Origin of the sequence: Candidatus Tisiphia endosymbiont of Dioctria linearis, assembly GCF_964026545.1 — a bacterium.
Lineage (GTDB): Bacteria > Pseudomonadota > Alphaproteobacteria > Rickettsiales > Rickettsiaceae > Tisiphia.
The window spans coordinates 251,830-266,785 of sequence record NZ_OZ032156.1 but is presented as its reverse complement, the minus strand read 5'-3'; the positions used below and the strand labels follow the sequence as shown (position 1 = coordinate 266,785).

Genomic DNA, 14,956 nt, shown 5'->3' with positions numbered 1-14,956 from the left:
GAATAGCTAAACCGACTATTTTCATCCGTTTTATCCGATGCAACATACACATTAAAAATTCATTGTCAAGTTAAATTATTATGTTATTGAAAAAATATAAATTTGATGATTACTTTTTACAAATAGCTTCCTATAGCTAACGCAAATAAGTTTTAGATATCCCAAGCATCATTGCAAGGAGGCGTAAGGCGATAAAGCAATTCATTTATGGTCACTTTTTTGGATTGCTTCGTCGCTAATAGATGAAGGAACTATCTAAAACATTAACGGGTTAGCAACTCTATTACTCGTAACCTGATAGTCTGTATAAACTTTATATCTTTATTATTCTTACATAATTTTAATATATTATCACGAAATAATTAATAAATGTCAAGGATTCCACAGAAATTTACGGTGAGTATTCACGAAGAAAAAGTTAAAGTACAAGACGTCATTGCGAGAAAGCGTGAGCCTAGGCTCTGTGAACAAAATTTAAATTACTAGATTTCGACTCTTTTTAGCTGCAAATTATAAGATTTTTTTGAAATAGAACTAACTATTCCGGCAAAAATCTTATTAATTTTCGCTTAAAAATACTCAAAATCTAAACAATTAAAATTTTGTTCACAGAGCCTAGAAGCGATCCATTCCTGGGCATTTTTGGGATTGCCGCGTCGCCGCAAAGCGACTCCTCGCAATGACTCTTAGCGAGCAGATTTTTTATTCATCATAAGATAAATAGTAAAAAAAATGTAGGATACTATCGATATATACTCAAATGATCCAATAAATTGCTCTAATCTTTTTCATATTTAGACATTTTAGCAGCTAAGCGGTATTGATTAATTCCATCAATATGAGATTTAATTTCCTTTTTAATATGCTCTTTTCTTTCTTCTATTTTTTTCAATACTGCTTCGCTATACTCTAAAGATTGGTTATCACCATTGGCTTGGGCTTTCTCACGCATAACATCATAATATTCTTGTCTACGTACATATCTATCCTCATCAATCATTCTTTGCTCAATCTTATGGGCATTATCAATCATTTCACGAGTTTGAGTATCTGTTGCTTTCTCTCGCATAAATCTTTCCCCCATTAATACCGGATTTTCTCTATTATCTTCGCCTTGAGCAAGAGCATTATATACCTGAAAAGCAAGGTTTTGGTTAGTTAATTCTTCATAATAATCAACATCTGCTGTTCTACCATGTAATTCAAGTCTAGCTAGATATTCAGGAGATGAGATATCTTCCTGAACAGCAATAGTCTCTTTATTGATTTTGGTCTTAAGTTTTTGATATTCCAAAGATCGTTGTTCATCCTTAAGTGATTCAGTATGAGTTCTAAGTCTTGGATCATTATAATTAAAATCTTCCCACTCAGTTCCAGTCAAGTTACCCTCAAAAGCATCCCGTAAATCTTTACCAACAATAGCAGTCAGAGCTTCCCGCTTTAACCCTTCATAACCAGCATATATTTTCTCCCCTATATTCCTACGTTTCCTATCACGCAATTCTTTCTTTTCACCAATACGCTTGTTCATCTCTTGCCAACTTCTTAGAGGGGCTATATTCTTACCGAATAATCCTATTCCTCTTTTTGACATTTCTTGATGCGAATTCATATAAGCTTGCTGGAAATCTTTGGTAAATTTCACATCACTTGCTAATTCTCGTAAAGTTTTACCATCTTTAGTTTTCATTAAGTCATTAAGTTGTTTCTTTTGCTCTTCATCAAGAGTATCATATTTCTTACCTGCCCCAAATTTAAGAGCTGCTAAATGATCACGAAGTTCTGAATAACTACCAGTAAATTCTTTAACTGGTTCATCAGGTTTAATAGTTTTCATAACCTCGCTAATAGCTCTGTGATAATCACTTTCAGCTTTAACATTAACGTCTTTATAGTCTATACCATAATTTCTTTTCACTTCACTTAAAACACTCGAATTTACTGATTTGGGATCAAGTGCCTCTCGTGCTACACCCCCCATCTTCCAATCTTCATACTCACCGGCAAAAAACATACTTACCTTCTCAACTTGTTGATCCGCCCTTTTCTTGACAGCCCCAAAAGCATAGTTTGCAGGTCTCTCTATTTGTTGCTGAATAGGGGTAAAGGCACTTTGTCCAACTCCTTGTAAATTTGTTAGATTACCCGATGTGCTAGATAAGAATTTAGCACTTGAAACAGCTATATCATTAAATTTACTTAGTAAATAAACACATACAAAAATTAACAATAATCCATCCAACTGAACAAACTTACCATTAAAAAAGTTGTTAATTCTTGTTAAATCGTTGACTGGATCTAAAAATGGTAACTCAATATACCTATCTTCAGTACATTCATAAGCTAGACATAGTTTACCCTCCGGCGAACTGCCCTCTGGCGAATCATCCTTTACACGATGATCGACAGGCACTAATATTTTAGCCATTGTCTTCGAAAAATTGTTAGCTTTCATTGGAGATGGAAACCACCAATAAAATATCGAGTCACCAAGACTAGTATCTAAATCTTCATTAATACTACCAAATAGTTCATTTATCGGACCTAAATTTGGGAAGTCATACTTACATACACCAAAACCAAGTGAAGAATATATCTCTGTTCTAATAATCACTGAAATAAACGCTAAACCAGTAAATAATATAATCGGTTGTATAGCATAGGAAATCAGTTGCCTTAACCAATTTTCAAACAATGAGCGGGTGATACCAAATAACATAAAACAAATGAATATTGGTGCCATTATGATAATCATCCCAATAATTATCAATGCCGTAAGATATATAATAGTAGCCTTAAATACCATCATGAAGATATAATAAAGAGCTATCAGGAATAGAATTATATATATAAACCCTAATGGATCGACAAATAGTAACGAAAATAGTTTTGCCATAGTTTGTGGGGCAATCATCAAACCTATAATACTCCAAGACCCAGGCCCAGTCATAGCAGTTTGTTTAATTATTTCTAATATTTGCTCCACCCCTCCTATGAAAAACACGAATAAGTAATCATGGAAAAATTGCCAACTACTAGTGGAGCTAAGTAAAGTAGATACTATACTAACTTTTAATATTCTGATTATTAATTCGGTATGTGTAAGATTAACATTGCCAATCAGAAAAGAAAATCCTGTAAATATGATATACAAAGTTAACAGAGCCGAAACAGATAGACGATATCCTGGTGTTTTTATAATATTCTCGTAAACTGCCCTAACTAGACCCTTTTCTTTATCGTCACCAAATAATTCAACCTTTATTAAATTTGTTAGAAACTCAATAGGATCTGACCTAGTGTCATTAATCCCAGATTTAATAACTACACGATACTGACCATTATTATCATCGTAAAATTTATCTAAAATCTTAAAATATAATGGAGATTTATCGTATTGCCTTTTTTTACCTTGATCTTCATCATATTTATAACTTATCCCTCCAGCTTTTACTAATTCACCTCTTTTATTAAGATCATAAAGTTCATGACCAACAAGAGGCTCACCAAGATGGGCGGTAATTCCTTTTGGTGTACGTTGGGTATCCAATGAAAGATTAGGATTTGTATTATTACGCTCAGCAATCAATAAATATAGTCCCACTCCATTTTTAAATAAGCATGGTGCATTACTAACTTTAGCATCTTTACTATTAGTACACATCTTACCATCTATAAATTTGCATTCTTGTAATCTCTTACAAAATTCAGATAAAGTATTGGTATTATTTTCTTGACCATACCATGCACACCAAGCTGATAACTCTGAAGAGCTATTTTTATCTCCTTTAGCAAAATCCCAAGTTTTTACCAAGATAGTTAGTGGTTGACCATTTACACTATATCCAGTATCAACCCAAGGAGCCGATTGATTATCTTGTTGTTGCCCACTTAACTGTTCTTTTTTATATCTTGAAGAAATTACAAATTTTATAAAGCCAAAATCATCTGCATCAATGCACCTATCCCCAGTACACCCTGAAAGGCAAAATATAGAAATTAATAAAATAACAAAAATATTCTTCATTTAGAAAAACCTAGACTTAAATAGTGACTCACCTTACGCATAAACCCCGTGACAATTTAAAAGTTGTAGAAAAGTACAAGACATCATTGCGAGGAGACATAAGCCAACGAAGCAATCCATAAAAGTAACCAAAAATGGATTGCTTCGTCGGCTTACGCCTACTCGCGATGACGTTTGAGGTACATACACCATCATTGCGAAATCATGTAATGGTCGAAGCAACCCATTTTTAATCATTTTCTTAGATTGCTTCAATGCTACTAAAGTAGCTCCTCGCAATGACGCCAGACTATAGTAATTATTCTGTTTTATTAGATACACCACCTGCTCCACCACCGTCTGAATCATGTCTTGAGGAAAATATTTTGCCTGTATATTCTTTTTTGTTTTCAGAGTCCTCTTTGTTCCTTGCTCTATAATTTTGATCTATTACCTTGTCTTTAAATATCCTAGCTGGAGCAAGAGCTACATCCTTAATAGGTTTTGCTACAGTTCCCATATCCTGCATAATAGATTTTGTAGGATTATCAGGCTCTTGGAAATTCCCCTCCCGCCTTGCAGGTTGTACATTAGTCAATAGGACAACCACTTTAGTAACATAATCCACAAGCCCATGAGCCATTAGGCAATAAGCATAGAATAACAAACAACTGGTAAATATTACCAAAAATGTACCTGTAGAATTTAATAAATCGTTTAAATCATTAATTTCTGTAACTGATGGACTAAAAAAAGGTATCCCAGGTAAAAATGGCAAACTGAAAGAAAAATTAATTGGTATATCTATATGCGTTAAATCTAACCCTATAGCTATTGGTAAGAATCCTGGATTCCAACATGCTCTAACCACAATTTTTAAAAGTTGCTCAGACATTACTTGATCTATTAATAGAAAAAATATTAATAATATGCTTGGTTGCATCATATAACTAAATAAAGTAGATAGCCAGTTATCAAAGATACTTTTCGTTTTTTCAAATAGTACCAAGATTATAAAGAATGGTGCTAAAGATATCATCACTGAAAGACCAATATACGCTATAACGTAACCTATGATGACTTCCAAAATAGCTCTGAAGTAAAGTATAAGAGAATAAATAGTTATGATAGCAACAACAATAAGACCATTATGGATTTGTAGTAGCTGTATAAATAGTAATAACCAAAATCGACCATTGGTATATTTGTCAAATATTGGATCAATAAAACCAAAAATGTTAGACTGAGAACTGGTAAGCCCTACTACATTTTTCATTATATAGTCAGTACCCTTAATAAAAGCACTAAATAAATAGTCATTGAAAAAGCTCCAACTATTTTCTCCTATTAGGATTACTATTAAAGTTATTTTGATAATTCTCGTTAATAAGTCCTTAGCAGTTATTTGGGTAGCACCCGCTAAAAAGGTTAAGGCATATATCATTACGTAGAGAATTAATGCCGATTTGATGATTCGTTGTAATGTTACGTTTTTAGTTAGTTTAGTATAGAAATTCATAGTAAATTCATGAAACTTAGCAGTAATAGGTTCAACGGCTCCTTTATATACGATCTTTGAGAACCAAGTGCTTCCAGTGTAATTAGCATAATTTACGCTAATTGCTCCCATTACCTCTTTATTAGGGTTCTTGACTCTAACCCATAAATAGCCATCTTTGTTAGCATCAATTGAAAAATCTTGGGTAATTTGTGTACCTACGGTCGATTCAGCTGGCGTTTCACCATCGTTCGTTATAATATATTCAACTTCTATGTTTTTTTGTTGTGCATCACTAATAACCTTATCACCGTTACCTATTTCCACAACCATAATGTAGCGTCCAAAATGTAAGAAACTAGCACTCAAATCTACATTGGAGCTATTAATATAAGAATTAAGCTCATTAAGATTAGAAAAACTAGTCCAATCACTCATTAGGGGCTTGTCTAAAGCAGTAAACATACCTTGAATTAACCAGCCAGTTGAAAAATCTAAATCCCCGGCAATATCAGATTTATAATATAAGAAATTCTTTTTTAAAAATTTAGAATATACAAAACTTTCTGTTTCTTTCTTTATAATCTGATTATTCACCCCTATCTTCATTCCTCTTCCTTGATCATAGAAGCATACGGGGGTATTGTTTTTATCATTGGCAGAATCAGGACAACTTGTAATAGCTGAGTAATTCATACGTTGTATAGAAGTTTGAGTTAATGGCTTACCAACTAATATTAGCTTATCTAATATCTTATACTTGGTATTTGTCCCAGTACCACTACACTCTATGCCATTTCTTGAGGGATCAATAGAATCACACAATCTTTCTACAGTTGAATATAGTATTTTATTATCAAGGTTACTATTGGTATAAAGTGACGGGACTGCCAATATATTATTATCAAGTTCTTTATTTAACAAATCCTTGTCAGTAGCTGCACTAAAAAACTCTCCTGCTGCTGCAAGAGTTATGTTTATTACATCACCTTTTTCCACACGAATTTTTTGTCTATTTTTAGCAAAATAGTCTACATAATTTTGCATTTTGTTAAATGCCAAACTAGTCCAATCTTTAGTTGGATCAGTTGTATTAAATTGGGGAAAATTAGTAGCTTCATACTTATGAGTTGAAGAATTAAAAGTTTTAATAAATATTTGAGGTTTATTGAACCTTGGATCTATACGGTAAATCACCAAATATTTTCTTGGATTACTTACAGCTCCAGTAGTACTCCATTCAAACTTAATTGTTTTATCTTTGTTGACATAGTTACCAGTAGAATTCCATATATTTGGTTTTGCAAGGTCTAAAAAAATCCTACCTTCTTGGAAACTATGGAATTTTGGTACTTCTAGGCATGATGAAAATAAAGCACTAAGCCCTCCTAAAGTCGCATTCATCCAATCAAGTTTACTATCATCAGCTTTGGCAGGATGGAAGGCTAAGAGAATTACTAAAGCAACAAATACTTGTCCCTTAAGTAGTAAATCTACCAATAAAATTAGATACTTAAAATTTCTCATCCTATTCACTTAATTAATTTGGATTCGTATTAGAAGTACTTTCACTATTCCCCCTTCTTACCACCACTACTACTTGGATTTTGATCCTTATCTTTTCCATCCTTGGTATCAATTTTTGATCTAGCTTTATTACCCTTATCGAGTGCTTTATTTCTATCTTTTAATCTTTTACTAGCATCTTGCTTGATTGCATCTCTTCCTTGTTTGTCTAAACCAACTTTTTTCAAGGCTCCTTGCTCCATTGCCGATGACATATTTTGTCCCATAGAGGTAGCAGAAGGTCCAGCAGTACTAGTTAATTTTGCCACCATTTGACCAGAAAATTCAACATAACCATACATTCCATAGGAAATGATGATTAAGGCAATATAATGTTGCATATTCATCCCCATCATGCCAGAACGAGGATCCATTCCCCAAGGTGCAAACCAATTAATACAAAAAATCTCTAAATTAGAGAAAATCGCAGGAAGACCTGGAATAGCAGGAAATGGAATTTTTATTGGTAAAGCACATTTCCAACATACACTATAACCAGTTGTAAAATCCAAGTAAATTGTAAATAACTGAGTAAGTATAATAATTCCTGCCATTAAGATTACCGGTTCTATCATATATCTAAAAGTAAATCGCACCCAATTATCAAATAAATATCTAGTAAAATCAAATAGCATAAATGTAAGAAATAGTGGAGCTATGCCGATTAATAAAGCTGTTGCCATAAATGCCATAATATAAACTGCTACCGCCCGAAGAACGGTAATGATTACTATAATTATACTAATAAATAGTATAACAAAATAAATCAGTCCACTAAGGCCCATTGATAATAAAGATAGCACTTGACCAGCAAAAGTTTTACTAAATAATATTTTACTCATTAATGCATCTAAGAACATAAAAGGATTTGATATCTTATCCGTAGATGAAAACATACTATAACCACTCATATTAGAGATTATCCCATCTGAAAAATTAGTGATAAAATCAAATATATATTCATTAAAAAATCTAAAAGTACTCTCATTCATTAATCCACTAACTATGGCAATTTTTGCTATCCTAATTACCAAATCCTGTTGATTGATTTTAACCATGCCTAGTAAAAACATTGCCCCATATAACATAACGTAAAGAATTAACACTGCTTTTATATAGTTAAAAAAGTTACTACAAGTAGTAGTTCCACCACCATAGCAAGTCATGTTCTTAAAAATCGTTACCGCAGCATCCTTGATTTTTCCTTTTAACAACTCAAATAAAGGATTTAGAACATTAAAAGTAAAGCTACCCACCTTTTGTGATGTACGAAATTCTACTTTGTACCTACCATAACTTTCTTTATAATCCTCTTTTGCATTGTAAATTCTCATCCATAAATATCCAGTATCATTCGCCGTAATTTTTGCATTACCATCTGCATCTTTTACTTGAATATTAGTAGTGCTATAAATTGTACTAGTCTTGTTAGGATTTTCACCATATGGCATTACTAAATACTGTACTGCACCACGATTCTCTATAACATCATTAAAACTATTGCCATTACTTCTCCGACATTTGGTTTGCTTAATGTTTAACACATAACCACCAGTATTTTTGCTATAGTCATCATATTTTGACCATAAACGATATTGTAAATAGCTTTTTGCTGGAGCAGTTATAATCTCGTTATAAATAATTTGATATTTACTGTTATCAGCTTTATCATTTATTTTAGCAAATTCATATTTTATTCCTTCTAAAGATTTCGCATTAGTCGGGGTCTCACTGTTATCGATCCTAGATAATAGACCTGTTGGAGCGGAATACCAAAAATATCTTTTTTTCTGGTAGTCTCCTTGTATATACTCTTTATCTTTAATACTATGATCAACATCTGGGCATGTAGAAGATGGAATATTTGAATTATTAGAACATTCCGGATGAAAATCCGTAAATAATTTTCCAACCTCACTAGACCAAGGAGATGTAAAAAAACCATCATCTCGATAAGGTTCTGGTGCTTCCTTCATATCATTAACCCAAGCCCCGTCTTTAGGGCAGCTATAGGTTGTACAACAACCAAATGCTACAGTACAAAAACCACCAATTAGTTCCATACAACCCAAAAAACAACCAGAAGGACAGGACCTTACACTGGAGCCATTATATAAACCATCAACCCATTTACAACCACTAACATATTCCCCATAATATATTGAATATCTACCACATAATGGACTGTATTTTCTCTTTCCTTCTGAGCAATCTGCCGTTTCTATAAAATTTTTAGATTCACCATCTTGCTTAACAAACTTAAAGATATTTTTTACACTAACATTAGCCATATCTGGCAATTTTTTTTGATCCGGCAAAATTGATATTACAACCTCATCATTAGCAAATAATTCAGCTATATTTCGCCATTCATCAGTTTTAGCATCAAAAATTAAAGATAACGGTTCCACATTAGTTTCTTCAACTCTAGGAATGGCAATTCTGTTACCATTGCTATCCAAATCTGAAAGTTGTTGGATATTATTTGGGGGAATATAAGCCCTGCAGAGACTTATATTCCCTTTTATTGAAAACTGAATCTCCTGCTCATTTGTAACAGCTAGGTTAGTATTTAACCATTCTCCGTAATGGTTAGGATCATATTTAGTATTGAGCGAACCATCTGGGTTTGTTTCAGTAATAACAGTATAGTTTCCTGTTGCATTAAGCATTAGCGTATTAGTAATATAATCGGTATTACCACCCTGTGTGTCATCATATCTCATAAGACAACCATTAGTAATTTTTACTGATCCTATCATCGCAAGCACTACCATAACAAGGCTAACCAATAAAGCAATTAGCCCTAGTAGCATTATAAGTTTTGATAAATTTCCTTTCATATGATAATATCCAAGTTAACCATTACCCAGCACCACCAGGACTCATACCACCACCGCCACCACCTCCACCCATACCACCACTACTGGAATCTTTTGCTTCTTCCCCTCCTTTCCTTGGTTTTTCTACGGGATCCTTTTCGGGTACTTTTCCGCTTGATTTTTCTGAAGCATCTGCAATAAAGTCTATCCCTTTCTTAACCATGTCAACTATCTTAGTAGGACTAGCTGTTACAGAATCCATGATAGGACCACCAGTAAGCTCAGCTGCAAACTGACTAATTGATTTTGAGAAATAATAAAAAATAATTGAAAAAACTAATACATATAGTAAATCTATCATCAATGAGAAGATATCTGTAACAATTGATTTAATCGGGAAAAAACTTAAAAGATGATTTTCCCAACCTACTCCTGAATAATATTGTAATAATTTATACCCAGCACTATTTCTACAATCTTCAGGTTTATCTATTGGCAATCTAAGCTCAAAAGTACTAAACTGAACCTCATTATGTACATAGTCATGCCTCATAAACTGGCAATTCTTGTATATTGCCGAATCGTACATAGTAAGCAACAAGGCAATAAAACCAGCTACTACCGCAGGCTGCAATGCACAAGATATACAAATTTTTAGCCATGCGTCAAAATATGCTTTGGTTCTGGTAAATAAAGCCATAGGAATAAATATAGGAGAAATATATGTCATGACATATATGGTAACTAAACATACTAGGTAATGGGTTAAAAAATATAAAATTATTGAAATAAATATTACAGAAAATATTAACCCAGATACTACTATTATGATATTACCAGCTAATAAAAAGCCAAATAATACAGTAAAAAATCTGAATGCCCCCACCTTACCCAAATCATCCGGAGCTTCACTACCAGGTTTTTTAAAATCTTCAATAGCAGTACCTTTAGTACCGTTCGACACAGTACTAGGAACGTTATTTAAAACAGCTTCTGTATTATAGATTAACCCCATACCCAAATAATAAGCTATCCGACAATCAACAGCATCCCAAATGGCATAAAAACTATAACCATTTTTATATTTCTTAGCATCAAATTCACATAGCCCTCTAGAACCACCAGAATTAAAAACTATTTGGGCAAATTGTGGAGTAAGTTCAGTAAGTAACGGTAAACCATACTGCAACATCCCATTGTCAGTAGTTTCTTTACCACCCTTAAAATAAGCTGGTCCAATACCTGTAGCAAAATAAGTCACCATTATTAGTTTCATAACAAAAGTTGCTATTTTATCCAAATTACCATATTCTTTGCTTAGAATCATATTAACAGCAAAAAACATAACATATAATATTAACGCTGCCCTAATAGATATTTTCAAAGATTCTTGAAAGGTTGAGAATGGGTTAAGGGCAACCAAACTAACTTTATCATTTTTTGGATTACAGTTACTATAACGGAAAAAAACTTTATCCAGAGTTTCCTTCATGCAATCTACAGCTAACCCAGAAAAATTAAATAATGACTGACTTCTGGTAGTACCCATATAACAAGTTTTACCTATATTCCGACATTGTTCAGATGGTGGCGGTGGTGGAGCTGGTGTGCTAGTATTCTTACAAGCTAATGGAAGTTGCCCTTTTGAGGTAAACATAACTAAGCATAATTTTTTATTAACAAATTTTACTGTCAAAATAATATCCTTCAACAAGCTGTTACCACCTAAATTGGGATTATTATCAGTGCTTAACTCGCTAAGGTGCTTAGAATCATTTAAATTAAGAGTAATAACTGTACATTCTTTAGGACTCCCTTCTTTATTTTTTAGACAAAATTTAAATTTTGCATCACTTGGATCGCAAGCATCAGGAGCAAGAGGGTTGGTCATATCAATACTATACATAATATGACCATAAGCAGTATTTTGTTTTAAATAATCATCTGTCTCAAATGAAGCTAATGGACACATATCCCCAAAACCAGCAAAAACCTCAACTGCAAAAAATATTAAGCAAAATTGTATAAAAATTTGTATGGCTTTATGAGTTTTCATCAGAGCCATCTTTTTTTACTTTTACATTAGCATTATCAGCTATAACTTGTCTAGCTGCTCTATTTTTAATAGATTTTGCTTTGAAATCTTTAAATGCCTGTTCCTCTAATTTAGCATTTCTATCTTTTATTTCACGATTTCTTATTTCTTGTTTAACGTAACCAGTATCTCCAGGTTTTAAGGTGTGATTCTCCATTTCTTTCGAAGTTTTAGGAACTAATCCATATGATTTTTTTTCTTTTGCTTTGTTTGGCGTTTTTCCTAATTCTTGTTTATTTGTAGCTGCCTGTGATGATTTATTAATAGTATCGTCTGTTTCTACCATTTTAGTAGTTGGAGGTATGATAAGTTCACTAGTACTCTCCAAACTAACTCTTGATTCCTTTGAAGACCCTGCTGCACTTGAAGAGCCTCCTTCAGTTACACCATCTGTAGTAGCTTCTGTGATATGACGGATTGGTAGAGAAGCCACACTACTACCTAAAGACTTAATCGCTCCTCCTACTGCTCCAGCAGCTCCAGATGAGCCAGTGCTTACGGTATCTCCTCCCGTCGCTCCAGCAGAACCACCGGTGCTTACAGTATCTCCTGCTGATTCACCGCCAGTAGTACTACTACTATCTCCAGCTAATTCACCTTTATCGCCACCTTTACCACCACCAGCCAAATCCTTAGCTCCCCCTCCTTTATCAGCTGCTCCCATTTTTCCAGCTGCTCCAATAGCAGCCATACCAGCTTTATATATTGCTTGCGGATGAATTGCAACACTACTAAGTGCCACACCCTCGGTCATATCAGCCGCAAATTCTGCTAACTGAGCACTAAGGTGATACATTAAATACAAAGTAAAGCAGGCAGTAATTAATGCTAGCACAATATCTTTAATTTTTTCAAAAATTAATTTTGGTGATACAAAGAACATACCGGGTCCCATAATAATACCCTGCAGAAACTGGTATTTAGATAAATGACTACTTGTACTACCACTACCTGGTTTTTCTTTGACCATCTCATTTAGGTTATCTTTAGCAAAATCAACAACTGTTGCAAGTGGATTATTAAGCATATAACCTAGGCTATTCTTACAGCTTTTAACATCTTCTACTTTATTATAATTATCCCAGTCATTATCAACAAAAAATATTTTCACAGCTCTTTTTCCGTCGCCACCACTTTCTATACTATTGTTTATGGTTTTACTTGTATATTTACAGTGACCATAAAAACCAAAATCGTAAACTGAAAACATCATAATCATAAAGGTCACCACCACCATAGGTTGTAACAAAAATGATATTAACAACTTTACCCACGATTCGAAGTAACCTCGTGTATATTCAAATAAAAACATTGGTACAAAAAGAGGTGCTAAAACACCCAATATTACTATGGATATCATGCACATCACTGTAGCATTCACCATAAATGCTCCAACAGATATCACTAATAAAGGATAAGAAAGTGCCAAAGACACGAGAGTCATGTTACCTGAAATAATAGCAGGAATCAGTAAATATACATAAGGTGGAGCTGAAAAACTAAAAAAGTCAAAACTTTTGAAATCATGATTTCTATATTGATTTTCTACCATCATCGTTGATAGTATATCTAATCCCAAATAATGACTTACCCGACAATCTAATGCATCCCATAATGGCATATAAGAAAGATTTTTATTGACGTAATCTTTGGGTTCAAATTTGCACAACTCTGATGGTGAAGCATTCATAACCCAACCACCAAGCGTATCTATTCCTCCTAATAACAAAGGAAAAGCCCACTGCACCATACCATCTAGTCGATTATAGTCAGAACCACTACCAGGAGTAATGTTTATACCTACAGAGAAATAGGTTACAAATAACATTTTTAATACAAAATTAATTATTTCATTTTTAGGTGGAATTTCACTAGAAAGTATGATTTTAAAACCAAAGAAAATTACATATATAGTTAATAAAGCGGTAACAGTTCTATGCATATTACGTTGAAATTGAAATAATACACTACTCTCCCTTTTACTGGAATTAATCACTTTATTAACATCATCAAATGTACAAACATCTTTACTAATTAGTAATCTTGCTGTCATTTCTTTAATACATTCTATTAATGGTGAAGAGATGACTATGGCTGTCTTAGAATTCTCATAAGCATTTTGGTAACAACTAGAAGATGACGTGCCACAAGCAACTATTGCCATTGGATCAGTAGGGGTATTCTGACTTTCTTCAGCCTTGCTACTACCCATAAAAGGTCCATATATAGATTCAGGGTAAGGTTCCCTAACATACTTACAACCAACCGCCACCCAATCTGCTAATATAGTGGGAGCAGCCACACACATAGTATCCTTTTGCTTTATTACTTTAAAAATAACTGGCAAAGGTACGTCCAACATTACATCGGTATAACCATCTTTCTTGCCCTCATAAATAGTATGATATGCACCCTTATTGTATTTCCAAGCCTCCATAATACCATCCCACGGGTCTGATCCGGTTAATACGGCTTTAGCAATAGCAATGGCAGATATGGCTATTGCCCCCATCCTAACCTTTGCTAGTTCAATATTATTACAAAATGCAAAGGTTAATTTAGGATCCTTTGGATCAATTTTATTACTTCTTGCACACTGTCCCCCAGGGAATGATTTGTCAAATAATTCATGGTCATTTATTTTAAGACGCAGCATCGTATTGGCATAAACCCCTGGCGAGATTATATTCGCAGTAGCAAAGGAAAAAAATGATCCTGGTATACAAGTGTGAGAAAATTCCGTACGTAATAAGTCACCAACACCCTGAGTTTCACAGGTCAAACTTGAAAGAATATCAATTATAGTATCTAAAGTACCTTTTTCTTCTGCAAAACTATTATGGATAATAGTAAAATTTAATGTACTACATAAAATTAATATCCTAACAAATGTTTTAGCACCATAAAATAGACTTCCTGCATAAGTCAGTCTAGTGGGTGATTTTCTATGTTTGTAATGCATAAATTAA

Annotated in this window: 5 protein-coding genes; all 5 read right to left on the bottom strand. The window is 33.4% G+C overall.

The features are described from left to right. Positions 1-778: 778 nt before the first annotated feature. The gene (locus tag AAGD42_RS01250) at positions 779-4,027 is read right to left on the bottom strand and encodes a type IV secretion system protein (protein ID WP_341752965.1); all 3,249 of its coding nucleotides are present in this window, start codon (positions 4,025-4,027) and stop codon (positions 779-781) included. Positions 4,028-4,325: 298 nt separating this feature from the next. After that, complete coding sequence (locus AAGD42_RS01245) at positions 4,326-7,031, bottom strand: type IV secretion system protein (protein WP_341752964.1); 2,706 nt, start codon at positions 7,029-7,031, stop codon at positions 4,326-4,328. 44 nt (positions 7,032-7,075) lie between these two features. Then, positions 7,076-9,913, bottom strand: a complete 2,838-nt coding sequence (locus AAGD42_RS01240) for a type IV secretion system protein (RefSeq protein ID WP_341752963.1) — start codon at positions 9,911-9,913, stop codon at positions 7,076-7,078. Between the two features lie 22 nt (positions 9,914-9,935). Next, positions 9,936-11,948, bottom strand: coding sequence for a type IV secretion system protein (locus AAGD42_RS01235; RefSeq protein WP_341752962.1), 2,013 nt, complete (start codon positions 11,946-11,948; stop codon positions 9,936-9,938). Continuing rightward, positions 11,935-14,949 carry a type IV secretion system protein gene (locus AAGD42_RS01230; RefSeq protein ID WP_341752961.1) on the bottom strand — a complete coding sequence of 1,005 codons (3,015 nt, stop codon included), beginning with the start codon at positions 14,947-14,949 and terminating at the stop codon, positions 11,935-11,937. Before AAGD42_RS01230 ends, AAGD42_RS01235 begins: the two co-directional genes overlap by 14 nt. Between the last annotated feature and the right edge of the window lie 7 nt (positions 14,950-14,956).

What these genes read in the sequence shown, in the direction of transcription:
- AAGD42_RS01250 (WP_341752965.1), bottom strand. Translation starts at nt 4,027, where the DNA reads ATGAAGAATATTTTTGTTATTTTATTAATTTCTATATTTTGCCTTTCA.
- AAGD42_RS01245 (WP_341752964.1), bottom strand. Translation starts at nt 7,031, where the DNA reads ATGAGAAATTTTAAGTATCTAATTTTATTGGTAGATTTACTACTTAAG.
- AAGD42_RS01240 (WP_341752963.1), bottom strand. Translation starts at nt 9,913, where the DNA reads ATGAAAGGAAATTTATCAAAACTTATAATGCTACTAGGGCTAATTGCT.
- AAGD42_RS01235 (WP_341752962.1), bottom strand. Translation starts at nt 11,948, where the DNA reads ATGAAAACTCATAAAGCCATACAAATTTTTATACAATTTTGCTTAATA.
- AAGD42_RS01230 (WP_341752961.1), bottom strand. Translation starts at nt 14,949, where the DNA reads ATGCATTACAAACATAGAAAATCACCCACTAGACTGACTTATGCAGGA.